We start from the raw sequence: 24,619 nt of genomic DNA, 5'->3' as shown, positions 1-24,619 counted from the left end.
GACCTCACCCGGCATCGATCTCCGCCTGTAATGCTTCCAGATGCGCCGCCGCCGCGGAAGCCGCAGCCCGTTCGATGGCGCGAAAGCGGCTGACCACCGCAAGCCCCGCCGGCGTCAACTGCGCGCCGCCGCCCTTTTTGCCACCGGTCTGCGCCGCGACCAGCGGCTTGCCGAACACCCGGTTCATGTCCTCGACCAGATCCCAGGCGTGTTTGTAGGACATTTCCATGCCGCGCGCCGCCGCCGAGATCGAGCCGAAGGCGGCGATCTGCTCCAGAAGCTCGATCTTGCCCGGCCCGATCCGCCCTTCTGGATCGAGGTTTATCCGCAAGCTCAGCGACGGCATTCTCTCCTCCGCAGTCCCGCCATCCATCCTAGAAGCTCTCCGGCGCTACCGCTATTCCAAAATGATATAGCGACGATCATCCGCGGGTCATCCATCCGCCTCGACTGGCAGGCCGGCGCTCATGTTCGCCGGGTCGAAGCTAACCGTCTTGACCACCGCGTAGACCTCTCGACCAAGCCGGAGTTTCAGCGTCTGTCGCGATTGCTCGGTGATCCGGGCAAGCACGGTTGCGCCATGGCAGTCGATGCCGATCTCGACTGCGGGACCCTCGCCCGGCGCCATCGTCACGATCATGCCCTGCAAGATGTTGAGCGCGCTGAGACCCGTCGGCTGTTCGGTGGCGATCATCACATCGCGGGCACGGATGCGAATGCGCATCGGCGCACCGACCGGCACCGCCAGAAGCGGCACGCGGATCTCGCCCGCCACCGAGCCGAGCACGGTCATGCCAAAGACATTGTCGTGGCGCAGCACCGCGGTATCCAGCACCGCGCCGCCCTCGCCGCGCTCCTCCGCCGGCAACAGGTCGAGCCGCTGCATGATCGCCCCGGTCGGGCCGCAAACAGCGACTTTGCCTTGCGCCAGCACAACGACGTTGCTTGCCAGCCGCGCGACCTCTGAAATCGAATGGCTGACATAGACGATCGGGATTTTCGTCTCGTCGCGCAGCCGCTCGATATAAGGCAGGATTTCTGCCTTGCGGGCCTCGTCGAGCGAAGCCAGCGGCTCGTCCATCAGCAACAGTTTCGGGCTGGCGAGCAGCGCCCGGCCGATGGCCACGCGCTGTTTCTCGCCGCCGGAAAGCTTTGCCGGCCGCCGGTCCAGCAAACCACCGATGCCGAGAAGGTCGACCACAGCATTGATGTCCGCATAGCGTTCGGCCGTCGGCGTGAACCAGCGGCCGTAGCGCAGATTGCTCGCCACGCTCATATGCGGAAACAGCCGCGCGTCCTGGAACACCATGCCGATGCGGCGCTTGTGCTTCGGCACGAACCGACCCGCATCCGTATCGACCAGCACGCGGCCGTCGGCCTCGATCCGCCCCTTGTCCGGCCGGATCAGGCCGGCAATCATGTTGATCAGCGTCGTCTTGCCGGAGCCCGAGGGCCCGAACAGCGCGGTCAGCCGCCCGGCGCTCTCGAAGCGGGCGTCGACCTCGAAGTCGCCGAGCCGATGGCTGATGTCGACCACAACCGTCATTCGATATCCATCCGCCTGCCGACGCGCCGCGCCAGCACCTCCGATGCGACAAGTGCTGCCATCGAGATGACGATCGAGATCAGCGTCAGCCTGAGCGCTCCGGCATCGCCGCCCGGCACCTGCGTGAACGTGTAGATCGCCGACGGCAGCGTCTGCGTCTGGTTGGGGATGTTGGAAACGAAAGTGATCGTTGCGCCGAATTCGCCCATCGCCTTGGCGAAAGACAGGATCGCGCCGGTAATCAGGCCGGGCAGGATCAGCGGCAGCGTGATCGTCCCGAACACCCACAACGGATTGGCGCCAAGCGTCCCGGCCGCCGCCTCGATTCTGCGGTCGACCGCCTCGATCGACAACCGGATCGCCCGCACCATCAGGGGAAAGCCCATGACAGCGCAGGCCAATGCGGCACCCGTCCAGCGAAAGGAGAAGACAATGCCGAAATGCTCGGCCAGAAACGCCCCGACCGGGCCGCGCCTGCCGAAGGAGAGCAGCAGCAGATAGCCGATAACCACCGGCGGCAGGATCAACGGCAGATGCACCAGCCCGTTGAGCAGCGTCTTGCCCCAGAATTGGCCACGGGCAAGCACAAGCGCGATCAATATGCCGGGCGGCAGGCTGGCGACCATCGCCACTGTCGCCACCTTGATCGACAGCCGGACCGCGTTCCATTCGTCGGGAGTGAGGTCCAGCAACCAATCCATCTTTTGGCGTGCCTCAGTTGCTCGGCGTGAGGACCGTAAAACCTTGCGCCTTGAAGAGCTCGCCTGCCTCGGCGGATTGCAGGCACTTTAGGAATGCCGACGCATGCTTGTCCTTCGAATCCGCGATCTGGGCAACCGGGTAGACGATCGGCGGGTGCGAATCCTGCGGGAAGGTGCCGATCACTTTGACGCCGGGCTCGGCATGCGCGTCGGTGGCGTAGACGAGGCCGAGCGCTGCCTCACCTGTGGAGACCAGCTTGAGCGCGGCACGCACGTTCTCGGCCTGCGCCAACTTGTCTTCAATCGAGGACCAGACGCCGAGCGATACAAGCGCCGCCTTGCCATATTTGCCGGCCGGCACCGCCTTGAAATCGCCCATGGCAAGCCTGCCGTCACCGATCAGCCCGGCAAGATCAAAACCCTTTTCGATCCTGGTTTCGACCGTCGAATCCTTCGGCGCCACCAGCACGATCTGGTTGCCGAGCAATTTCACCTCGGAACCCGGCTTGGTCAGCTTCTTGCCGGACAGATAGTTCATCCAGTCGCGATCGGCCGAGATGAAGACGTCGGCCGGCGCGCCGCCCTCGATCTGCTTGGCCAATGCGGAGCTTGCCGCATAGGAAATGGTCGCCGCCTCGCCGACATCGGCGGCGCAGGCGGTGTTCACTGCATCCAGTGCGTTCTTCATGCTTGCGGCGGCAAAGACGATCAGCCTGTCATCGGCATGGGCAACCGGCATGGCGGCGATCAATATCGCAAGACCGCCAATGGCGGCCGCCTTCAATCCGAAACCCTTGCGCACCAGCATGAAACTCTCCCGGGGCTTGAAATCCGATCGGCGCGACCCTGCCAGTCGATATATCCGCCTGAATATAACAAGGGAAGGCTCTTTGCCTGACTTAGCCCAATAGCCCGCCGACGGCACTGCATGACACCGCCACCGCTCGCGGGCGGACGACACAGCACCGGCGAGCAATTTGAGACAAAGCAAAAAGCCCGATGTTGCGGCTCACACCGCGATGGGCGCCTTGATCGTCGCATCGGCGAGGTAGTTTTCCAGCCGGAAATCTTCGAAGCGGAAGGCAAAAAGGTCCTTCACCTCCGGATTGATCCATAGCGTCGGCAGCGCCTTGGGCGTGCGCTGCAACTGTTCGCGCGCCTGCTCGAAATGGTTTGCATAAAGATGCGCATCGCCCAGCGTATGGACGAAATCGCCGGGCTTCAGCCCCGTGACCTGCGCCACCATCATGGTGAGCAGCGCATAGGAAGCAATGTTGAACGGCACGCCGAGAAAGATATCGGCGGAACGCTGGTAGAGCTGGCAGGAGAGCCTGCCTTCCGAGACATAGAACTGGAACAGGCAATGACAGGGTGGCAGCGCCATGGCTTCCACTTCGGCCGGGTTCCACGCCGAAACGATCAGCCGTCGGGAATTAGGATTCTTGCGTATCTCCTTCAAGAGATTGGCAATCTGGTCGATGGCGCCGCCATAGCCGTCCGGCCAGGAGCGCCATTGCTTGCCGTAGACCGGGCCGAGGTCGCCATTCTCGTCGGCCCATTCGTCCCAGATCGAGACGCCGTGGTCGTTGAGATATTTGATATTGGTGTCGCCGGCCAGGAACCACAGAAGTTCATGCACGATCGACTTCAGGTGAAGCTTCTTGGTGGTGGTGACCGGGAAGCCGTGCGCGAGGTCGAAGCGCATCTGGTAGCCGAACACCGAGCGCGTTCCGGTGCCGGTGCGGTCACCGCGATCGGCGCCGTTTTCCAGCACGTGCTTCAACAGGTCGAGATATTGGCGCATCGGCGATTCGGGGGCTCGATTCGGGTTAGGCAATCATAACCGACTGGCTGCCGACCGAATATGTCAAAACGGCACCAGAGTCGCTTTCTCTTACCGGTCGTTTGCGCCGCCCCTCATTGCCCTGCCGGGCATTTCTCCCCGTATAGTGACGGGGAGAAAGAGCTGCCCGCGTCAGCATCCGCAAATTGACATGCGATGCTCAGAGGCTGGCGAGCTTGCCCAACTCCTTGGCGACCAGGTAATAAAAGGTCACCCGGCTCTTGGTGTTATCGGCCTCCATCGCCTTGCAGGTCTTTTCGATGGCGGCGTCCGCCTTGCCGCCGTCGTCGACGCCGAGCTTTTTGGCAACCCAGCTGGCCTTGACGCGACCGAGTTCGTCGGGATCCGTGCAGGAGACCAGCGAGGAATCACGATTCCTGAGCGCAATGCCCAAATGCTTCACGATCTTGGCGACCGCGTCGGCATCCGCCGCGGCGTCGTACTTCTTCACGTCTGCGAGATAATCGGCCATCGAATTTTCCCCTCGTCGGCGCCACGGGATCCAGTCGATGAGGGTTGTGGCGCGCTGCCGCAAAATGTGCGCTAGTCGGTAACTCCTCACCGCCGCAAAGCTTCGGTTGAGAGCCTTGACAAGTCAAGCCTTTGGCGATGCTGTTTGAGACAGCGGACAAAGCATCATTGAGGCCTTTCATTTTTCACGATCGGTCCCTATATCTGTTTCGTCGGCTCGACCGACTATGGCGATAAACAGGCGATGAAATAAGCCGTTCGGACCCGGGGGCGGTACCCGGCGCCTCCACCAAAAACCGCTCTGCGAAGAGCGGCTTTTGCTGGGGGCGAAATAGGATCGACGAAGGTGTAAAGATCGTACTTTTGCCCGGCATTGTACCACCGTTATCGGGCTGAACTTATAGTTGCCAACGACAACTATGCGGAAGCACGTCTCGCCGCGTAAGCGGTGCGACAGCTTCAAATCAAGCCCTAGCGGTTCGCACTTCTAGGCGGGGTTCGGAGGTACCTGGCAACAGAAACCTCCACTTCTCCTGCTTCGATTCCAACTTTCCCTCCGATCCCCATCTCACCTCGATACTGTGACGACAGCAGGCTTGCTGGCCGCGCCGCCGCGCCCAGACGTGAAAAAGGCCGGGACTGACCCGGCCTTTTTCATTGCTCTCACTGGAAAGCATCTATTCTGCCGGCGCTTCGACAACCTGCCGTCCGCGGCCGAGCGTCACCTTGGCCAGCGTGAACGAGATCACCGCGCAGAGCATGATGCCGGCCACCATAGGCAGCGGCGTGCCGTCGAAGAACACCCCGGCGATGCCCATGGCGACCGCGCCGATGGCGAAGTGCAGGGTGCCCATCAGTGCCGAGGCCGTGCCGGCGATCGCGCCATGCTCCTCCATGGCCAGCACCGAAGTCGCAGGGATCACCAGGCCGAGGAACCCGTAGCCGACGAACAGCAGCGCCGCCATGACGTCGAGCCGATCGACGCCGGACGCCATCACCGCGAACAGCACCACCATCGTCGTCGCATAGCCGACCACCGCGACCCGCACCACCGGCCTCAGCCCGAACCTTTCGGACAGCGTTCCCGTCAATTGCGACATGCCGATGAAGGCGACCGCGTTGATCGAGAAGAACACGCTGTAGACCGACGGCGACAGCCCGTAGTGTTCTATCAGGATGAAGGAGGAGCTCGACAGATAGACGAAGAAGCTCGCCAGCCCGAAGCCGCCGATGGCCGCCAGGCCAAGGAAGTTGCGGTCGCCGATCAGGAAGCGATAGGCCGACAGCGCGGTGCCGAACGAACTGCCTGCACGCGCCTCGACCGGCCGCGTCTCCTTCAGCGAGGTCGCCAGCAGGATGGTGGCGAGCACCGCCCCGCCGGTCACCGTCCAGAACACCGCACGCCAGCCGAAATTCTCGATAATGACGCTGCCGGTCAGCGGCGCCAGGATCGGCGACACCGAAAACACCAGCATCAGGAGCGACATCAGCTTGGCAGCTTGGTGCCGGTGTGCAGGTCACGCACGATGGCGCGCGGCACCGCCATGCCTGCACTGGCGCCGAGCCCTTGCAGGAAACGGAAGGCGATCAGCCATTCGACCGAGGGCGCCAGCGCCGAGCCGATGCCGCCGACCATGAACAGGGCGAGGCCGCCATAGAGCGGCAGCTTGCGCCCGACCATGTCGGAGATCGGTCCGACGACGATCTGGCCAAAACCCATGGAGAGAAAGAAGATCAGCAAGCTCATCTGCACGGCTGCGGTGCTGGCCTGCAGATCTGCGCCGATCGAAGGCAGTGCGGGAAGATACATGTCGATGGCGAACGGACCGATGGCCGACAACAGGCCGAGCACAACCGCGATGCGGAGGAATTGGGGATTCATGATAGCGGGCTTCTTTCAATCTGGTTTGCCGACCGGCGTGTAATCCTGGACGTCCCATCCCGTGGAATTCCTGCAGGGGGAATTCCTCTAAATCTAAGTCCATAAATTTAGACACTCTTGTCTAATTCGTCAATCACCTCTATATAGTTTTCATGAAGCACGACGTTTCTCCTGACAGCATCCCGCCACGCGGCCATGAGGCAAAGCGCGCCTCGATCATGGACGCTGCCGGCGCGGTGTTCTGCCGCGAAAGCTTCGCCGGCGCCAATATCGACATGATTGCCGCCGAGGCCGGCGTGTCGCGCCAGACGATCTACAATCACCATGGCGACAAGGAGAAACTCTTCGTCGCCATCGTCCGTGACCTCACCGAGCGCTGCAATGCCGGCATCTTCGCCACCATTTCAACCTTTCCCGACCAGCCGAAGGATCTCGAGGCCGATCTGATCGCCTTCGCCGTGCGGATGACCCGCAACTGTATCTGCAGCCGCGACGGAAAGTTCCTGCGCAAGCTGATCCAGACCGAGGGCGAGCGCTATCCCGAGCTGTTTGCCGAATGGCGCGAACTGGGACCGGGCAGGACATGGCCGGCGATCGCCGCCCGTTTCGCCCGCCTCGCCCATGCCGGTTTCCTCGACATCGAGGACCCCGATGTCGCGGCGCGCCAGTTCCAGGCCCTCGCCAATGCCGAATTGCAGACGACCTTCATGCTCGGCGGCACGCCGACCGATGATGAAGTGCTGCAATCCGCGACACATGGCGTGCGCACCTTCCTGCGCGCCTTCGCCAAGCGGCAGCCGGCGGCCGATGCGCAAAAGCACAGCGCGCTCGCTGGCGCCTGAGCGATCAAATCTGAGGCATGCCCTCTCGCATCTGTGCTGCCGGCATCTATATCCGGTTTACGCCGCGCTCAAGCTTGATTACAGCTATGCGGACGATTCAACGGAACCCGACAGCGACATGGCCGACGACCACATTCGCTACGACATTCTGGCCCAGGAGGCACTGCGCGGCGTCATGCGCAAGGTCCTGGCCGAAGTCGCGCGCACCGGCCTCCCCGGCAACCATCATTTCTTCATCACTTTCCTGACCGGCGCCCCCGGCGTGCGCGTGTCTTCCCGCTTGCGGGAGCGCTATCCCGAACAGATGACCATCGTCATCCAGTTCCAGTATTGGGACCTGAAGGTGACCGACACCGGCTTCGAGGTCGGGCTGTCGTTCTCCGACGTGCCGGAAAAGCTGGAAATCCCGTTCTCGGCCGTGCGCGGCTTTTACGACCCGTCCGTCAATTTCGAGCTCGAATTCGACGTGAAGACGGAGACCTCGGCAGAAGCGGAATTGGCCGGCAAGCCCGATTCCGAACCGCTGGCCGTCGTCGCCGAGAAGAAGCCCGAGAAGAAGAAGGCCGCTGAGGCCGAAAAGAAGCCGGCCGCGGCCGACGCCGCCGCCAAGGGCGCCGAAGTGGTGTCGCTCGACGCCTTCCGCAAGAAGTAATCCGACGGGGCCGCGCGACATGGCCGACATCGTCAACCTCCGCCAGGCCCGCAAGCAGAAGGCACGAGCCGAGCAGAAGCGCCTGGCCGAACAGAACCGGGCGCTGCACGGCCGCTCCAGGGCCAACCGGGAGCGTGACCGTTCGATCGCCGACAAGGCAGAAAAATTTGTCGCCGGCCATCGCCGCGAAGTTTTGGGCGATCCGGATTCCCCGGATTTCAACCCGAAAAATGCGGCCGGGTTTTCGGATAAGTCCGATGCTTGAAGTGCAATGAGTCAGGTCCGGTGAGCCCGGTCGAGAAACGCTCGGTGACCATTCGCGGCCATCGCACCAGCTATTCGCTCGAAAAGCCGTTTTTCGACGATCTCGTCGCCATCGCCGCCGCACGCAAACTGACTCTCGCCGCCCTCGTCGCCGAAATCGACGAGGCCCGGCCGCGCGATGCCAACCTGTCCTCGGCGCTCAGGCTCTACGTCCTGGATTGGGCGAAGCGAGGGATGAAACCGGTCTAGCCCGGATATCTCACACTAAGCAGAGCTATCCGCCGCCCAGCGACTTCAGCAGATTGTCGATCGCCGAAGGTTCAAGCGTGGGTTTTGGCGCGGATTCTGATGGCCCCGGGTTGTCATTGGCCGGCGGCTGACGCATGCGCTCGAATTTCTGCGCCTGCTCAGCGGCGGCCCTGCGCTCGGCGTCGAGCTTTGCCTTTTGTTCCGCGGCGATCCGCGCCGCCTCTTCCGTCCGCCTCGCCTCTTCCGCTTTCCGGCGTCGCTGTTCTTCGGCCTTCACTGCCTCGTCCACCGCTTGTTGCACCGCCCTGGCTCTCGCTTCGGCATCCGTCTTAGCCTTGGCCTCGGCATCCGCCTTGGCCTTCGCCTCCGCTTCGGCCCTTGCCTCCGCTTCAGCTCGAGCCTTTGCCTCGGCTTCGGCTTTCGCCCTGGCATCTGCCTCAGCTTTCAGCCGCGCCGCCTCCTGCTGCTTGCGCAATTCTTCGGCTGCCCTGACGCGCTCGGCTTGCAGGGCCGCGTAGTAACGCACCTCGCGCCGCAACCGCTGCTTTTCAAGCAGCGCTGCCTGCATCGCCTCGACACGCTGCTGCTCCTTTTCCAGCGCGCGCTGGGTCAGGAACTGCGCCAGCGGCTCACTGTCGAACCGCCGCTTCGCGGCGCCGAACGGCCCGTCAACGCTGAAGTTCACGGTCGGATCGGAGCCGACCAGCGCTTCGTCGCCGGGCCGATAAGTGATCGAGCCAATGGCAGCGACCATGCTGGCCTTCAGGTCCGCCGTGATGTCGGCCGACAGCGTCGCCGCCGGATTTTCAAGATTGACCGGCGGTGCCCTCAGCGTGCCACCGGCGATTGTGAAGGCGATGTCGGCATCCCCAGCCGGAAAACTGCCATCCGCGGCGATCTGCGGCGCGAAGCCGGCGGTCTTGGCCGCGTCGATATCGCGCCCAATGGCGTCAGCCTTGGCGATGAAGGCGCCAAAGGCGTCGGGATTGACGCCGGCAATGGTCAAGCCTTTCAGCGCCGCCGTGCCGGAACCGGACAGCGCCGCAACCATCGCATCGACCGATTTGCCACTGGTCGAGAGCGCCGCCGAGAAATCGCCGGTTCCGCTGATGCCGGTCTCTGGCAGCACGGTGGCCAGATCGGCGCCGGCAAGTTTCAGCTGGCCGGAGAAAAACCCGGTGCCGTCATTGTTCTTCAGCTCGAACAGTCCGGAAAGCGCGCCGCCGGCGAACTTTGCCTTGAGGTCCGAAACGCGGATGCCTTCGTGGTCGAGCTTCAGCGAAAGCGCCGCGTCATAGGCCGTGGCCAACGGGCCGGCGACCAGCGACGCCGTGGTCAACTCGAGTTCAGCGGTGAACGGCAGGATGGGTTTCTGGCTGAATGGGGCGGCCGGCCAAGCCTTGCCGGAGCCCAGAAAGGCCTGGTCGCCAAACACTGCCACCGCCATCGGGTCGAGATCCAGATCATCGAGCGCCAGCGCGCCGGCAAGATGCGGCAGCCCGTCGGCGACGCCGACATTGAGGTCGCCGGAAACCGCAGCCTCGTTGATGGCGCCGCTGAGGCTGGACAGCACCAGACGGCCGTTGCCGAAGTCGGCGTCGGCCGCAAGCCAAGTCGACATGCCTGTCCCCAGGCCCGGCAGTCCGACGCCTGTCGTCATCAGCCACGGCTCGATATCGGCGGCTTCCAGGCTGATCTTGCCCTTGGCGGTGGCGCCTTGTGGCGCGCTGGCGATCGTTCCGTCGAAACCGGCTTTGAAATCGTCGCCGGTCAGGTTGAAGCTCGTCGCCATGCCGCCGCCAAGCGTGCCTTTCGCCGAAACATCAGTAGTCGCCTCGCCAAGCATGCCGAGCGGCAGCGCCGGCAGGCCGTAAAGCGCCAGAAGCGCGGTGGCGTCGGTATTCCTGGCGTTGAAGGTCACCGACACCGGCGCCTCGAGAAGCCGATCGGCCAGTCCTTTGCCGGACAGCGATGCTGAAAACGCCGAGCCGCCTGCCCTGCCTTGCGCGCTGACCGCCAGTCCCGTCGTGCCGTCGCCATTGGCGGCGGCACTTGTCACCAGATCGATGCGCGTATTCTGCAACAGCTCGGGATAGGCGGCGACACGCCCCGCCAGCCCTTTCAGCACGGCATTGTCGGGATAGTGCTTCGCCGCGACATCGACCAACGGCTTGAGATCGACGGCGACCACAGAGGCATCGAGCTTGCCGGTCGGGCTCGCTGGGAAATCCTTGATCCGGCCGGTGGCGCTGATCGAGGCGCCGGCAAGTCCGCCGACCGAGAGCCGGTCGATTTCAAGCAGCCCGTCGCGCAGCCTGAGCGCCGTATCGACCGTATCGGCGGTCAGTCCGCCGGCGCTGACCGGCCCGGCCTTGATCTGGAAATCGAGGTCGCGGTCGGAAAATCGGTTGGCGCCCTTGTCGCTGATGAAGATCGAGGCGAAGGCGGCGAGCCCGTCGACGTCGAGCTCGCCGCCGTCGAGCCGCATCAGCACCGACGGCCTGGCGTCGTTGCCCTGGCTGGAATCGATGCGGCCGGAAAATTTCGCCTTGCCGAGAACGAGTTCGAGGTCGCTGAAGGCCTGGCGGTTACCGGACAGGTCGACCTTGGCCTTGAAGCCGGCGGCCGGAAGCCGGCGGATCGCCTCGTCGACATCCTTCGACAGCCAGGCGGCGAAGCCGGAAGGCTGCCCCACGGCCAGAAGCAGCGAACCGCTGAAGCCGAACTGATCCTCGAGACTGAGCATGCCGTTTGCTTCCAGCCTGGCACGGCCCGGGAGCGTCGCGCCCAGCGACTTCACCGACCAGCCGGCATCGGCCGGCTCGGCCGAAAGGCGCACGTCACGAACCGTCGTGTCGCCGGCCACTACCGCCGGCAACTTCACCTCGACGGTGCCCGGTATGGTCGGCTTGGGCAGGGCGAGCAGCGCCTGCTCCAACGCCGCGACGCGCTCCGACAGCGTCAGTCCGGTCGCGGCGCCGACGGCTTCATCGAACTGCACCTGAGCGCCATCGGCCTCGATTGAAAAGCGAGGGTTCGGCCCAAGGTCGACGGCAGCCTTGCCGTCGGCGGTGTAGGGATTGTCGAGTGGCCCGGTCTCGAAGCGGAATTCGTCGACGCCAAGCTTCCGGTGGTCGAGCGAGAACTTGCCGTTCAGCCTGAACCCCGGTTCCGGCTTGCCGGCGCTGGCCTTCTCACCGTCGGTGCCGTCAAGCTGCGCCAAACGCTTGTCGGCGCCATTCCTGTCAGAGCTTGTGACCTTGAACTGGCCCGAATAGATCGCGGCACCATCGACAATACCGGCATTGCCATCCGCTTCGATGACCAGCGGATAGGCGTCTGGATCGGCCTTGAGCCTGAGCCGCAATTGTCCGTCGCCACTGGCCTTGCCGGTGGACACGACGACCGTGCTGCGCAGGCCGTCGAGCCGCAGCGAACCATCCATCCGCCAGGGTCCGGCCAGCGATCTGGCAGAGATTGTCGAATTGATCTCGGAAAGACGATGGCTGCGGCCGCCGGCGGCATGGCGCAGCGCGATCTCTCCGTCGGTCACCGTCAGCTTCTCGATCGAGATCTGGCTGGGATCGTAGGGCGAGGACGGGCGTATCGCCCAGTCGACCGTGCCGTCGGCGGCAATGTCGATCGTCGCCTTCGGCCGCACCAGCCGCATGTCGAAGATCAGCACCTCGCCGCTCAGGAAGGGCGCCAGTTCGGCATCCATCGAAAAGGTCTCGACGGTCATTGCCGGCCGGCCGCCGGGGCCGCCGGCGACAGTGACATTCGAGAAGGTCACCGAGGGAAACGGCAGCAATTTCGCCGTTGCATCGCCCTGAACGGTGACCTTGCGGCCCAGAATGGCGCTCGCCTCGCGCTCGAAATCGGCCCGGTAGCCCGTCCAGTCGATAAAATACGGCACCACCAGCGCCGCACACAGCACCAGCACGAAAAAACCACCGAAGATCACGAACAGGCGTGCGAGCATCAACCCCCAAGCAGTTGAGTGAAAATCAGCCGCACTCTACCCGCATCAGCGTGTCGATAAAGAGGCAAATCGATCGCCCCAAAAGCAAAAGACTTTAGTCGGCCGGCAGTATCTTCCCAGGGTTCATAATGTTCTGCGGATCGAGCGCCTGCTTGATCGTGCGCATGATATCGACGCTGTGGCCGAGTTCATGGCGCAGGAAGCCGATCTTGCCTTGTCCGATGCCGTGTTCGCCGGTGCAGGTTCCATCCATGCCGATCGCCCGCATGTTCAGCCGCGCGACAAACTCTTCCGTCTGCTTGATTTCCTTCGGATCGTCCGCGTCCATCAGCACCAGCACATGGAAATTGCCGTCACCGGCATGGCCGACGATCGGCGCGATCAGCCCCATCTCGGCGATGTCGGCCTCGGTTTGCATAACGCATTCGGCAAAGCGCGAGATCGGCACGCAAACGTCGGTCGACAGCCCCTTGGCGCCCGGCCGCAGCGTCAGCGACGACCAATAGGCGTCGTGCCTGGCCTTCCACAGCTTCGTCCGCTCCTCGGCGACGCTGGTCCACAGGAATGGTCCGCCGCCATAGTCTTCGGCGATCGTGCCGAAGGTTTCGGCCTGCTCGGCAACGCCGGCATCACTGCCATGGAATTCGACGAACAGGCACGGGCTTTCGGGATAGTCAAGTTTCGAATAGCTCTTCATCGCCCGCATCTGCAGCGCATTGACCAGTTCGATGCGCGCCACCGGAATGCCCATCTGGATTGTCGCGATCACCGCGTTGCAGGCCGCCTCGACGCTTGGAAACGGACAGACGCCGCCGGAAATCGCCTGCGGAATGCCCTGCAGCTTAAGCGTCAGCTGGGTGATGATGCCGAGCGTGCCTTCGGAGCCGATCAGCAGCCGCGTCAGATCGTAGCCGGCAGAGCTCTTTTTTGCGCGCTTGCCGGTCGTCACCGTCTCGCCGTCGGCCATCACCGCCGTCAGCGACAACACATTCTCGCGCATCGTGCCGTAACGCACCGCATTGGTGCCCGACGCCCGCGTCGCCGCCATGCCGCCGAGCGATGCATTGGCGCCCGGATCGATCGGAAAGAACAGGCCGGTGTCGCGCAGGTGCCGGTTGAGATCCTCGCGCGTCACACCGGGCTCAACCGTGCAATCGAGATCCTGCAGGTTGACCGCGAGGATGCGGTTCATCCGCGACGTATCGACAGAGATGCCGCCGCCCGGCGCGTTGGTATGGCCCTCCAGCGAGGAGCCGACGCCGAAGGCGATCACCGGCACGCGGTGCGCGGCGCAGGCCGAAACGATCTCCTGCACCTCCGCCGTGGTCTCCGGAAATGCCACGCCGTCCGGCGCCTGGGTCGGAATGTAGGTGGTGGTATGCGCGTGCTGGGTGCGGATCGCCTGCCCGGTCTGGAACCGTTCGCCGAGCCGCTGCTTGAGGATGCCGAGCACCGCGGCGATGCCTTCTTCGTTGCGCTCGACCGGATTGAGGTCGCTCAGAGCCATCTATTCCTCCGCGAATGGACCAGCGTCCACCCTTGTTATGGACTTATGGATGCCTATCGCATCGGCCCGAAAATCGAAATCGATTTTCGGAAGCACGATGCGAAGATTCAATGTGCTAGAGCGTACTTTGTGCGTCCAATTGGACGCACGTCGCTCTAGTCTCCCCGACCACGTCCTGTCCAGCCAGAAGGAAGTTTTCGATGTCCACCGCCGCCCCCTTCGCCTCTGCTCCCATGGCCATCGAAAAAGACTGGATCGACTATAACGGCCATCTCAACATGGCCTATTACAACGTGCTGTTCGACCGCTGTTCCGACGAAGCGTTCGAAATGATGGGGATGGGGCCGGACTATGCGAAGCAGCGCCGGCTGACCATCTACACGGCGGAAGTCCATGTCTGCTATATCAGGGAGCTACATCTCGACCATAAGGTCGATGTCTCGTTCCAGCTGCTCGACCATGACGACAAGCGGCTGAGAGCCTACCAGGAAATCCGCCATGTCGACGGCTGGCTCGCTGCCACGTCCGAATCATTGTCGCTGCATGTCGACATGTCCGGACCGAAGGTGGCGCCCTTCCCGGCCGATGTCCTGGCCAAGGTCGAAGCCATGCGCGCCGCCCATGCGGCGCTGCCGATGCCTGAGCGCGCCGGCCGTTCGATCGGTATTCGTCGCAAGACGCTTGAGCCGCAGTCAGACCGCCGTTAACCTTACCAGGGTTTTAACGTGAACAAGCCGAATTGAGGCGTTGAACGACTCAGCCGGGTGTTCGAAAACCGTCCGCATTGGGATACTGGCGGCGGGGGCTGAAGCGGTTCGGGGAAATTGCATGAAAACCGATATCAAGGTCGAGGCGGACAGGCTGGCGGCCGACCCACGCATCAGCGACTACGATTTCTGGCGATCGCTGAAGAACCTCAACTACGAAATTTTTTCCATCGCCAACAACAACGAGCCGATCCCTTTCGCCATGATCCGCTGGCGCGCCATCCTGAAGCAAGCACGGTTGAAGCGCGGCCACGCCTGATCGGCGCGGGAAGAAATGGTCTCGTCCTCCGGTCGCATTTTCGGGGGCGTTTGCGCCGCCCCTCATCCGGCTGCCGCCACCTTCTCCCCGTATAGAGACGGGGAGAAGGGAGCTTGCCGCAGCCTCGGCGCTCTTCCAGCAACGCCCGCAAATTGGCGAAACCATTGATGACAGCGTCCTTCTCCCCGTCACTATACGGGGAGAAGTGCCCGGCAGGGCGATGAGGGGCTGCGCGACTTTTTCCAGTTAAGCTGATGTATTGACGAACACTGCCGCAAGCGGTGAACGCGCCACCACCGGCGACGACTGGATGATTGCGGTGTTGGTCATCGCAAACGGAATGATGCGGTCGATCACCCGTTCGAGCTCGGCCACCGAGCCGACATGCGCCAGCGCGATGAAACAGTCCTCGCCGGTCACCCGATCGCACTGGGCGATTTCCGGCAAATCGCGGATGATCTCGGCGACCGCAGCCAACTGCCCGGGCACCGGCCTGATCCGCAGCCATGCCGACAGCTTCATGCCGAGCGCGGCGGGGTTGATCCGCACAGTATAGGCCTCGATCACACCGCTCTCCTGCAGCCGCTTGATGCGCTCGGCCACGCTCGGCGCCGACAGGCCGACCGAGCGCGCCAGTTCGGCGGTGCTGGTGCGACCATCCTTTTCCAGCAGGCGCAGGATTTTCAGATCCGCCGCATCCAGATCAGCATTTTCGTTTCGAACGCGTTTCAGGAAAAACTCCTTTGTTCAGGAGAACAAATGATCTCTTTGGTCGGCCATTGCCCATATAAAAAGGTAAAACTGCCTGCAATAATGATCCTATGGACGATCAAGCGCAAGCCCCAGCTGCTATCCCTGCCCTCGGCGGCCCTGTCTTTGGCAGGCTGGCGACATCGCTGCCGCCGCATGTCTGGTTCGGTGTCAGCGCTGTGTTTCATTATCTCGGGCCGGCTTTCGCCGTGCTGCTTTTCCCGCATGTCGGCGTGCTCGGCATGGCCTGGCTGCGCATCGTCACGGCCGCCCTTGTCTTCGCGCCGCTGACCCGGCCGTGGACGGCCTTCGCCCGCGCCGACGGGCCGACACGGCTGCTGCTTCTCGGTTTTGGCGCCTGCCTCGGCGTGATGAATTGCTCCTTCTACCTGGCGCTCGACCGCCTGCCGATCTCGCTGGTCGCGGCGATCGAATTCGTCGGCACCATCGGCGTTGCGCTGGTCGGCGTCAGAAGCCCGCGCAATCTCGCAGCGCTTGCCGTTGCCGTCACCGGCACCTTGCTGCTCATCGACGTCAAATGGTCAAGCGACCCGATCGGGCTGTTCTGGGCTTTCCTCAACGGCGCGCTGTTCGTCGGCTACATCGTGCTTGGCCATCGCGTTGCCCGCGCCGGCGCTGGCGACGGCATCGCCGGCCTGGGCGCCGCCATGGCGGTCGCCTTCCTCATCGTGCTGCCGATCGGCTTCACCGATGCGCTGCCGGCTTTCTCGGCGCCGCCACTGCTCATCGCCGCCATCGGCGTCGGCATCTGCTCGTCGGTCATCCCCTATATCTGCGACCAGCTTGCCATGTCGCGGCTGCCACGATCGAGCTTCGCGCTGATGCTGTCGTTGCTGCCGGTCACCGCCACGCTGATCGGCGTCATTGTGCTCCGCCAGATACCAAGCCCCACCGATTGCATCGGCATCGCGCTGGTGGTGGCCGGCGTCGCTTTTCACAAACCGGCAAATGCCTGATCAGGCAAGCTTCTCCTTGAGAAAGGCGATCGTCCGGCCCCAGGCGAGGTCCGCCGCGTTCTTGTCGTAGCGAGCCGCCGACGTGTCATTGTTGAAGGCATGATTGGCGCCTTCATAGACATCGATCGTGTACTCGACTTCGGCTGCATCGAGCTCCTTCCTGAAGGCGTCGATACCGGCATTGGTGCGGGTGTCGAGCCCGGCATAATGCAGCAGCAGCGCCGCCTTGATCTTCGGCACATCCTCGGCCTTCGGCTGCATGCCGTAATAGGCGACAGCGGCAGCCAGATCCGGCGCATTGGCAGCCAGTGTGTTCACCGTGGCGCCGCCCCAGCAGAAGCCGACCGCGCCGACCTTGCCGTTGCCATCCTCGCTGCCCCTGAGGAAAGCGACCGTTGCGACCGCATTGGCAGTGGTTTGCGCCGGATCGAGCTTGGAAAACTGCTCGCGCGCCTTGTCTTCGTCGGCCGGCGTGCCGCCGAGCGGCGACAGGAAATCCGGGGCGAGCGCAACGAAGCCTTCCAGCGCCACGCGCCGCGTCACATCGCTTATATGCGGGTTGAGCCCCCTGTTCTCATGCACGACGATGACCGTGCCGAGCTTGCCGGACTGGCCGGCCGGCTTGACCAGATAGCCCTTCATCTCGCCACCGCTGCCGGGATAGCTGATGTCCTCGCCCGTCACGCGTGAATCGTCCTCGGCAACAATTGCCGCCCGGGCTGAATTCGCCGCCAGCAGCGGTGCGATTGCGGCGGCGGCCGCACCTGATCCGGCAAGCCTGGTCAACTGTTCCATGAAGCGCCGCCGGTCGAGCGTCAGATGCGTGTATTCGTCATACGCGTCGATCATCGCCTGAGTAATGGCGGGTCTGGTGACAGCGGGGCTGGCAGGGCTCGGTTTTGTCATGGCGCTCTCCTCGGCTTCGGGAACATGTCCGCCGCGCAAGATAGGGTAGAAGCCCGCACGGTCCAGTCACGGATCGGTGAGGCGCTGCTGACGCGAGCGCAGGTCCGCCAGACCGGCGGCTGGTCCAGGATGACACCGTTCGACTGGTGCGCTGTCCCACTTTCTCCGACCCGCCGTGCCTGTCGAGCAGGGCCGGCGTTATGGCTGTCGTGCCATCGGATTTGTAACTCCCCCGCCTGGATTGAGAACAAAACGGAGACACTTCTGGCCTTTCGCTGCCGAATCACTACATTCGGGGGAGATGTCCGGCTTTTCGGAAGATATGCCTTTTTTTGATGAACCGAACGCGCGGCCCGTGGCCCCGTCGGGCATTGCTGCGCGCGCCATGGCTGCCCGCAGCGGCCATGCCAATGCGCCCGATTATCTGAACGGGCTCAACCCCGAGCAGCGGCTGGCGGTGGAAACCACAGAGGGTCCGGTTCTGGTGCTGGCCGGCGCCGGCACCGGCAAGACGCGCGTCCTGACCACCCGCATCGCCCACATCCTCGCCACCGGCAAGGCCTTCCCGTCGCAGATCCTCGCCGTCACCTTCACCAACAAGGCGGCGCGCGAGATGAAGCAGCGCATCGGCCTGCTGATCGGCGAAGGCAATGTCGAAGGCATGCCGTGGCTTGGCACCTTCCACTCGATTGGAGTGAAGCTGCTGCGCCGCCACGCCGAGCTTGCCGGGCTCAGATCCGACTTCACCATTCTCGACACCGACGACGTCGTGCGCCTGATCAAGCAGCTCATCCAGGCCGAAGGACTGGACGACAAACGCTGGCCGGCCAAGCAGTTCGCCCAGATGATCGACGGCTGGAAGAACAAAGGGCTTGGCCCCGCCGAGATTGCCGAGGGCGACGCCCGCGCCTTCGCCAACGGCAAGGGCCGCGAGCTCTACAAGGATTACCAGGAGCGGCTGAAGACGCTGAACGCCTGCGACTTCGGCGATCTCCTGTGCCACCCGATCCGTATCTTCCGCGCCAATCCGGACGTGCTGAAGGAATACCACAAGCGCTTCCGCTACATCCTCGTCGACGAGTACCAGGACACCAACACCGCCCAATACATGTGGCTGCGACTGCTGGCGCAGCGGCCGGATGCCAAGCCGATCTCCCCCCTTGAGGGGGAGATGTCGGGCAGGACAGAGGGGGGTGCCTCGCGCCGACAGGCTGGAGGGACAGCGCCCCCCTCTGTCGCCTCCGGCGACATCTCCCCCTCTAGGGGGGAGATTGGGCGCTCTTCATCCGAAGGCCGAGCTAGGTCCACCATAAACATCTGCTGCGTCGGCGACGACGACCAGTCGATCTATGGCTGGCGCGGGGCCGAAGTCGACAACATCCTGCGCTTCGACAAGGATTTCCCCGGCGCCACGATCATCCGGCTGGAACGCAACTACCGCTCCACCGCGCACATCCTCGGCACCGCCTCCCACCTCATCGCCCACAATGAAAGCCGCTTCGGCAAGACGCTGTTCACCGAAAAGATCGCCGAGGACGACGAGAAGGTGCATGTCCATGCCGCCTGGGATTCCGAGGAAGAGGCGCGCGCCGTTGGCGAAACCATCGAGGCCTACCAGCGGCAGAAGCACAATCTCAACGACATGGCCATTCTTGTCCGCGCGTCCTTCCAGATGCGCGAGTTCGAGGATCGTTTCGTCACACTCGGCCTCAACTATCGCGTCATCGGCGGCCCGCGCTTTTACGAGCGCCTCGAAATCCGCGATGCGCTGGCCTTCTTCCGCGTCGTCGCGCAAGGCGCAGACGACCTCGCCTTCGAGCGCATCGTCAACGTGCCGAAGCGCGGGCTGGGCGAAGCCACCATCCGCCAGATCCACGACACCGCCAGGGCGCTGCGCATCCCGATGCTGGAGGCTGCGGAAAAACTCGCTGAGAGCGACGAGCTGAAGCCAAAGCCGCGCGCGGCGCTGCGCGAAGTCGCCGCCAATTTCGAGCGCTGGCAGAAGGCGCTGGAGACCACGCCGCACACCGAGCTGGCCGAGACCATCCTGGAGGAGAGCGGCTACACCGACATGTGGAAGAACGACCGCTCGGTAGAAGCGCCCGGCCGGCTGGAAAACCTCAAAGAACTGATCCGCTCCATGGAGGAGTACGAATCGCTGCGCTCCTTCCTCGAACATGTAGCGCTGGTGATGGACGCCGAGCAGAACGCCGAGCTCGACGCCGTCAACATCATGACGCTGCATTCGGCCAAGGGCCTCGAATTCGAGACGGTTTTTCTGCCCGGCTGGGAGGAAGGACTGTTCCCGCATCAGCGCGCGCTCGACGAGGGCGGCCGCTCCGGGCTGGAGGAAGAGCGGCGGCTGGCCTATGTCGGGCTGACCCGCGCCAAGAACAACCTGCATTTGTGGTTCGTCTCCAACCGCCGCATCCACGGCCTGTGGCAATCGACGATCCCGTCGCGCTTCCTCGATGAATTGCCGGAAGCCCATGTCGAGGTCGCCGAGAGCGGCAACTCCTATGGCGGCTACGGCAATGCCTATGGCGGCGGCTCCTTCGCCTCCGGACGGGGCGGCCAGGCGGCAGGACGGCAGAATCCTTACGGCGCTTCGCGCTTCGACAATATCGGCGCAGAAAAATCCGGCGCCTTCTCCAGCACCTATGCAACGCCGGGCTGGCAGCGCGCGCAGCAGAACCGCACCGAGGCGACCGACCGCAACTGGGGCTCGCGCTCCGGCCACCAGGTCGAGCGCATCGGCTATGGCGAGACCGACAGTGGCTATGGCGCCGGCCGCACCTCGATCAAGGGCCGCACCATCGACGGCGAACTGGTCGCCAAGTCCGTCGCCGACACGCCGTCGGCCTTCAGCGTCGGCGACCGCGTCTTCCACCAGAAATTCGGCAACGGCAACATAGCCGCCATCGACGGCAACAAGCTGACCATCGATTTCGACAAGGCCGGCCAGAAACGCGTGCTGGACGGGTTTGTCACCGGGGTGTGAGTCTCCCCCTCACCGATACCGCGCCTGGTTCCATTTGTGGCCGAGCAGCGACAGGATGATGATCAGCCCGTTGAAGAACTGGACATAGAAGCCGCTCAGGCCTGCCGCGACGACGCCGGTCTGGATGAATGACACGGTGACGGCGCCGATGGCGCCGCCGACCACGGTGCCGATGCCGCCCCAGGTCGGCGTGCCGCCAACGAACACCGATGCCAGCACCGGCAGCAGATAGCCGTCGCCGGCCGTCGGCCACCAGGTGAAGTTGATCATCACCGAAAAGGTGCCGGCGATCGCCGCCCCGATGCCGACGAAGACGAATACTTTCACCCGCACGCGCTTGACGTCGATGCCCATCTGCTGGGCGCTGTCGGGATTGTCGCCGACCACCTTCACCTGCGCGCCGAAACGATGCCTGTTGTAGAGCAGCGCCGACAGCACGACAAAGCCAATGGCCCAGAAGATCTGCACCGGGATGCCGTAAAGCTGGCTGGAGAAGATCTTGTAGGCCCAGCTGTCGGCAAGACTGGTCAGCGCCGTCGACCTGCCTTCGTTGATGATCTGGATCAGGCCGCGCAGCAGGAAGTTCATGCCGAGCGTGGCGATCAGCGACGACAGCCCGCCATAGACGACCAGCGACCCGACAAAGAAGCCGAGCAACGTGCCCGTTCCAATGGCGGCGGCAATACCGAGAAACGGGTCGTAGCCGGCCTGCACGACCAGCGCGAACACCCATGAGGCAAAACCCATCGTCGCCGGAAACGACAGGTCGATCTCGCCGCAGGTGACGACGAAGACCAGCGGCACCACCACGAACAGCGCAACCGGCAGCGTGGTGAGCACGGAACTGTAGAGATACCAGGTGGTGAAGACGGTCGGGTTGGCGATCATGAACACCGTCATCATCACCACGAACACGGCAAGCGTGCCAAGTGCGGCGCGGTTGTCGAGGATGAAGCCGCGTATCCAGTGATCGGATGGGTGTTTCCACTCTTTCCGGGGATTGCCGGGACGGGAGATGCCTGCGGACGGCTCTTGCAGATCGGGCTCCATCGTCTTGCTCATCGTGCTCTCTGCTCCGGGTCGCCGGCGTCGTGCAGTCCCGGCAATCCACCCGGATGCGCGACGTCTTCCATGAAGTTGATGAGGTCTTCGGCCGACTTGACCTGGCTGCGGTCGGCGGTGAGCGCGACCTTGCCGCGGTCCAGCACGACGAAACGATCGGCGATGTCGAAGACGTGGTGGATGTTGTGGCCGATGAACAGGATCGACCGTCCGCTCGCCCGCACCTGGCGCACGAAATGGAAGACCTTGGCGGTCTCGGTCAGCGACAGCGCCGTCGTCGGCTCGTCGAGGATGATCAGGTCGGCCTGCTTGTAGATTGCCCGGGCGATCGCCACGCCCTGGCGTTCGCCGCCGGAAAGCTGGCCGACGATCGATTGCGGCGTGAACACTTTCGAGGTGAAGCCGATCTCGCGCATCAGCCGGCTCGCCTCCTCGATTTCCTTGTTGACCTTCAGCCAGCCGAGAAAGCCGGTGAGTTCGCGGCCCATGAAGATGTTGCGCACGATCGTCTGCTGCACGGCCAGCGCCCGGTCCTGGAATACCGTCTCGATGCCGGCGTCGCGCGAGCGCGCGGCGCTCCAGCCGGTCACCGGCTGGCCGCGGATGAGGATCTCGCCGCTGGTCGGTTTGACCACGCCGGAGAGGATCTTGATCAGCGTCGACTTGCCGGCGCCGTTGTCGCCGATCAGGCCGACCACCTCGCCGCGGTCGACGCTGAGATTGACCCCACCCAGCGCATAGACCTGACCGTAGGACTTGCTGATGTCGCGCAGCTCTATAAGGCGTTCTGCCATGGCGATCCTCACTTGGTTCCGGCTGCGGTCGGAAGACCGGCAGCCGTGTCAAAAGGTCAGCGCAGCGCCTGCTTGGCGAGTTCGGCGACGATCTCGTAATTGTCAGGCGTGACGAAGCCGGCGCCGGTGTCGACATTCATTGGCGCCAGGCCCAGCACCACCTGCTGGCAGAGGCTGAGGATCGGCAGATAACCCTGCAGGAACGGCTGCTGGTCGGCCGTCAGCTGGACCCAGCCGCCCTTAAAACCCTCGACGATCTGCGGGCTGGTGTCGAAGCCAAAATTGAAAATATCGCCAGCCTTCCTGCCTGCCGCCTGCATGTAGGTCGGGACGTTGCCCAGCATCTGTCCGCCGGGATAGCCAACCGCCTTGACGTCGGGATTGTTGAGGAGTGCTGCGGTAATCACCGGAATGGCCAGATTGGGATCGGAAGCCCATTCGCCGCTCGGCGGCGAGGAGAGCTGGATGACCTCGACGCCCGCCTCTTTCAGGGCGGCGACCGTGCCGCGCTCGCGCGCGCCGCGGCTCTCGTTCTCGAACGGGCCGATCATGATCGCCTTGTCGCCGGCCTTGAGCCTGGCCAGCTTGAACGCCTCGGCGCCGAGCGCGCGGCCCTGCTCTTCCTGTTGGGCGCCGACATAGCCGCCGCCGAACGCTGCCGTGACCTTCGGCACCGGCACGTTCTGGTACATCATCCTGATGCTGTCCTTGTGCGCCTGTTCGGCCAGCGGCATGATCGAAGCATCGCCCGGGTGGCCCATCATGGCGATGCCGCCGGGCTTGACCGCGACTGCCTCGCGCAATTGCTGCACCATCTTCTCGACATCCCACTGGGAGAAGATGTAGTCGACCTTCGGCCCAAGATCGGCCTCGGCCTGCTTGGCGCCATTGTAGACGATGGTGCCGAAGGCGTCGCCCTCGGCGCCGCCGACGAAGAAGCGGATGTGGACGTCCTTGCACCACTGGGCATCGAGCGCCTGGGCGGGCAAGGTGGAGATTGCGGCGGCGAGCGCCGTAGCGGCCGCCATGACGGTCGAGCGCAGAACTGTCCTTCTCATCGTGATGCTCATGCACTTATCCTCCCTTTGTTCCCTCGCAAGCCGAGGGGTCTTCGACGAATGCTTCGGCTTCTCGCCGCAATGCTTCGCTGGCCGGCTCCCTGTTTGATGCATGTCGTTGCCGCAAAACCGCTGCACACCCTTGGGTCAGGCCCTGGGTCAGGCCCGAGGGCATGCTTTTGCGCGACATGCATTAGCCTCACGCCGGGTTCGGCAGATACGTCGCACCTCCCCGGCATTGCTTGAGGTAGTCCAGCGCCCGAACTTGCCCGGTAATCTCAAGGTCGCCGCGATAGACCGGGTCGTGCCAGCCTTCGATGTCGATGGCGCCCCTGTATCCGGCCAGCCGCAATTCGCTGATCACCCGCGTCCAGTCGCTGTCGCCGAAGCCAGGCGTGCGCATTTGCACGAACGGCAGCCGGCCGAACACGCCATGCTCGCGGATCACGTCCCAGCGCACCGTCGCGTCCTTGCCGTGGACATGAAAAATGCGCGGCGCCCATTTGCGGATCTGCGGGATCGGATCGATCAGGTAAACGAGCTGGTGGCAGGGCTCCCATTCCAGGCCGAGATTGTCATCGGGCAATTCGTTGAACATCAGCTCCCAGGCGTCCGGATTGTGGGCGATGTTCCAGTCTCCATCGGCCCAGTTGCCGTCCATCGCGCAATTCTCGAAGGCGATGCGCACGCCCTTGTCGGCGGCGCGCCGGGCCAGTGGTCCCCAGACCTCGCGGAAGCGCGGCAGGCTGTCGGGCAGCGGCTTGCCGCGGAGGCGGCCGGTGAAGCCGCTGACCATCGCGGTGCCGAACAGATGCGCATGGTCGATGGCCGTTTCCCAGGCATCAAGCACGCCGCGATCGACATCGCCGCTCTCCAGCGGATTGCCGAAGACGCCGAGCGAGGAGACGACGACGTCGGCGTCGCCGATCGCCTCGCGGATCTGGCCGGCCAGCCGTGGAAGATCCTTGCCGCCCAGCGTCTGCCAGAAGAAGGGCTGGATACTCTCGAAGCCGAGCGGCAGGATGGCCTTGATATAGGCGGCCGGGTCATCGAGATTGGCCCGCACCATGGTGCCGATCCTGATGTCGAGAAGCGGGTTTGGCATC

22 protein-coding genes, 1 other RNA gene and 1 pseudogene are annotated in these 24,619 nt (G+C 63.8%); 9 read left to right on the top strand and 15 right to left on the bottom strand.

Annotation, left to right across the window (positions count from 1 at the left end; all coding sequences use genetic code 11):
- Nucleotides 1-4 precede the first annotated feature (4 nt).
- The 6 genes from AC0L2B_RS13955 to AC0L2B_RS13930 form a co-directional block, all read right to left on the bottom strand.
- The gene (locus AC0L2B_RS13955; RefSeq protein ID WP_023798788.1) at nt 5-346 is read right to left on the bottom strand and encodes a winged helix-turn-helix domain-containing protein; all 342 of its coding nucleotides are present in this window, start codon (nt 344-346) and stop codon (nt 5-7) included.
- A gap of 87 nt (nt 347-433) precedes the next feature.
- Nucleotides 434-1,546, bottom strand: coding sequence for a molybdenum ABC transporter ATP-binding protein (gene modC, locus AC0L2B_RS13950; protein ID WP_473745731.1), 1,113 nt, complete (start codon nt 1,544-1,546; stop codon nt 434-436).
- Nucleotides 1,543-2,247, bottom strand: a complete 705-nt coding sequence (gene modB / locus AC0L2B_RS13945; protein WP_027153742.1) for a molybdate ABC transporter permease subunit — start codon at nt 2,245-2,247, stop codon at nt 1,543-1,545. The genes modC and modB overlap by 4 nt, the downstream gene beginning before the upstream one ends.
- Before the next feature lie 13 nt (nt 2,248-2,260).
- Nucleotides 2,261-3,055, bottom strand: coding sequence for a molybdate ABC transporter substrate-binding protein (modA, locus tag AC0L2B_RS13940; protein ID WP_473745730.1), 795 nt, complete (start codon nt 3,053-3,055; stop codon nt 2,261-2,263).
- A gap of 201 nt (nt 3,056-3,256) precedes the next feature.
- Nucleotides 3,257-4,051: a thymidylate synthase gene (locus tag AC0L2B_RS13935; protein WP_473745729.1), complete on the bottom strand. Its 795-nt coding sequence runs from the start codon at nt 4,049-4,051 to the stop codon at nt 3,257-3,259.
- A 199-nt stretch (nt 4,052-4,250) separates the two neighbouring features.
- Nucleotides 4,251-4,562 (bottom strand): DUF2853 family protein, encoded by a 312-nt coding sequence (locus AC0L2B_RS13930; protein WP_292484188.1) that lies wholly within the window; start codon nt 4,560-4,562, stop codon nt 4,251-4,253.
- Nucleotides 4,563-4,733: 171 nt separating this feature from the next.
- Here AC0L2B_RS13930 and ssrA point away from each other — a divergent pair.
- Nucleotides 4,734-5,090, top strand: a transfer-messenger RNA (tmRNA) gene (gene ssrA, locus AC0L2B_RS13925).
- 148 nt (nt 5,091-5,238) lie between these two features.
- On the opposite strand, the pseudogene AC0L2B_RS13920 reads toward ssrA, so the two are convergent.
- A pseudogene (locus tag AC0L2B_RS13920) lies at nt 5,239-6,443 on the bottom strand (multidrug effflux MFS transporter).
- Between the two features lie 152 nt (nt 6,444-6,595).
- On the opposite strand from AC0L2B_RS13920, the gene AC0L2B_RS13915 reads away from it, so the two are divergent.
- The 4 genes from AC0L2B_RS13915 (at nt 6,596) to AC0L2B_RS13900 (ending at nt 8,450) form a co-directional block, all read left to right on the top strand.
- Nucleotides 6,596-7,285 (top strand): TetR/AcrR family transcriptional regulator, encoded by a 690-nt coding sequence (locus tag AC0L2B_RS13915; RefSeq protein ID WP_091594214.1) that lies wholly within the window; start codon nt 6,596-6,598, stop codon nt 7,283-7,285.
- A 118-nt stretch (nt 7,286-7,403) separates the two neighbouring features.
- Nucleotides 7,404-7,937: an SspB family protein gene (locus AC0L2B_RS13910; RefSeq protein ID WP_473745728.1), complete on the top strand. Its 534-nt coding sequence runs from the start codon at nt 7,404-7,406 to the stop codon at nt 7,935-7,937.
- Between the two features lie 19 nt (nt 7,938-7,956).
- The gene (locus AC0L2B_RS13905) at nt 7,957-8,202 is read left to right on the top strand and encodes a DUF4169 family protein (protein WP_473745727.1); all 246 of its coding nucleotides are present in this window, start codon (nt 7,957-7,959) and stop codon (nt 8,200-8,202) included.
- Nucleotides 8,203-8,222: 20 nt separating this feature from the next.
- Nucleotides 8,223-8,450 carry a ribbon-helix-helix domain-containing protein gene (locus tag AC0L2B_RS13900; protein ID WP_023798778.1) on the top strand — a complete coding sequence of 76 codons (228 nt, stop codon included), beginning with the start codon at nt 8,223-8,225 and terminating at the stop codon, nt 8,448-8,450.
- A gap of 25 nt (nt 8,451-8,475) precedes the next feature.
- Here AC0L2B_RS13900 and AC0L2B_RS13895 read toward each other — a convergent pair whose 3' ends face one another.
- Both AC0L2B_RS13895 and AC0L2B_RS13890 read right to left on the bottom strand, forming a co-directional pair.
- Nucleotides 8,476-12,432, bottom strand: a complete 3,957-nt coding sequence (locus AC0L2B_RS13895; RefSeq protein ID WP_473745725.1) for an AsmA family protein — start codon at nt 12,430-12,432, stop codon at nt 8,476-8,478.
- Between the two features lie 94 nt (nt 12,433-12,526).
- Entirely contained in the window at nt 12,527-13,939 is a 1,413-nt protein-coding gene (locus tag AC0L2B_RS13890; RefSeq protein WP_473745724.1) for an FAD-binding oxidoreductase, read from the bottom strand.
- Between the two features lie 200 nt (nt 13,940-14,139).
- On the opposite strand from AC0L2B_RS13890, the gene AC0L2B_RS13885 reads away from it, so the two are divergent.
- Nucleotides 14,140-14,646 (top strand): thioesterase family protein, encoded by a 507-nt coding sequence (locus tag AC0L2B_RS13885; RefSeq protein WP_473745723.1) that lies wholly within the window; start codon nt 14,140-14,142, stop codon nt 14,644-14,646.
- A gap of 121 nt (nt 14,647-14,767) precedes the next feature.
- A complete protein-coding gene (locus AC0L2B_RS13880) occupies nt 14,768-14,965 on the top strand; it encodes a hypothetical protein (protein ID WP_473493986.1) in 198 nt (65 codons plus the stop codon).
- A gap of 246 nt (nt 14,966-15,211) precedes the next feature.
- On the opposite strand, the gene AC0L2B_RS13875 is transcribed toward AC0L2B_RS13880, so the two are convergent.
- On the bottom strand, nt 15,212-15,697 hold the full coding sequence (locus AC0L2B_RS13875) for an Lrp/AsnC family transcriptional regulator (protein WP_473745793.1): 486 nt from the start codon (nt 15,695-15,697) through the stop codon (nt 15,212-15,214).
- Between the two features lie 89 nt (nt 15,698-15,786).
- On the opposite strand from AC0L2B_RS13875, the gene AC0L2B_RS13870 reads away from it, so the two are divergent.
- Nucleotides 15,787-16,692 (top strand): EamA family transporter, encoded by a 906-nt coding sequence (locus AC0L2B_RS13870; RefSeq protein WP_287057515.1) that lies wholly within the window; start codon nt 15,787-15,789, stop codon nt 16,690-16,692.
- Here the strand turns inward: AC0L2B_RS13870 and AC0L2B_RS13865 are convergent, their stop codons facing one another.
- Nucleotides 16,693-17,598, bottom strand: coding sequence for a dienelactone hydrolase family protein (locus AC0L2B_RS13865; protein WP_473745722.1), 906 nt, complete (start codon nt 17,596-17,598; stop codon nt 16,693-16,695).
- Between the two features lie 301 nt (nt 17,599-17,899).
- Between AC0L2B_RS13865 and AC0L2B_RS13860 the strand changes: the two genes are divergently transcribed.
- A complete protein-coding gene (locus tag AC0L2B_RS13860; protein ID WP_473745721.1) occupies nt 17,900-20,599 on the top strand; it encodes an ATP-dependent helicase in 2,700 nt (899 codons plus the stop codon).
- A 9-nt stretch (nt 20,600-20,608) separates the two neighbouring features.
- Here AC0L2B_RS13860 and AC0L2B_RS13855 read toward each other — a convergent pair whose 3' ends face one another.
- From AC0L2B_RS13855 to AC0L2B_RS13840, 4 genes are all read right to left on the bottom strand, one after another.
- Complete coding sequence (locus AC0L2B_RS13855) at nt 20,609-21,661, bottom strand: ABC transporter permease (protein ID WP_473745720.1); 1,053 nt, start codon at nt 21,659-21,661, stop codon at nt 20,609-20,611.
- Nucleotides 21,658-22,455 (bottom strand): ATP-binding cassette domain-containing protein, encoded by a 798-nt coding sequence (locus AC0L2B_RS13850; RefSeq protein WP_077383235.1) that lies wholly within the window; start codon nt 22,453-22,455, stop codon nt 21,658-21,660. Before AC0L2B_RS13850 ends, AC0L2B_RS13855 begins: the two co-directional genes overlap by 4 nt.
- Before the next feature lie 56 nt (nt 22,456-22,511).
- Nucleotides 22,512-23,525, bottom strand: coding sequence for a substrate-binding domain-containing protein (locus tag AC0L2B_RS13845; RefSeq protein WP_473745718.1), 1,014 nt, complete (start codon nt 23,523-23,525; stop codon nt 22,512-22,514).
- Nucleotides 23,526-23,712: 187 nt separating this feature from the next.
- The gene (locus AC0L2B_RS13840; protein WP_208602508.1) at nt 23,713-24,618 is read right to left on the bottom strand and encodes a sugar phosphate isomerase/epimerase family protein; all 906 of its coding nucleotides are present in this window, start codon (nt 24,616-24,618) and stop codon (nt 23,713-23,715) included.
- Between the last annotated feature and the right edge of the window lies 1 nt (nt 24,619).

It is taken from the genome of Mesorhizobium sp. WSM4815, assembly GCF_055811575.1.
The sequence above is the reverse complement of the archived record's forward strand: the minus strand, read 5'-3'. Positions and strand labels throughout refer to the sequence as shown.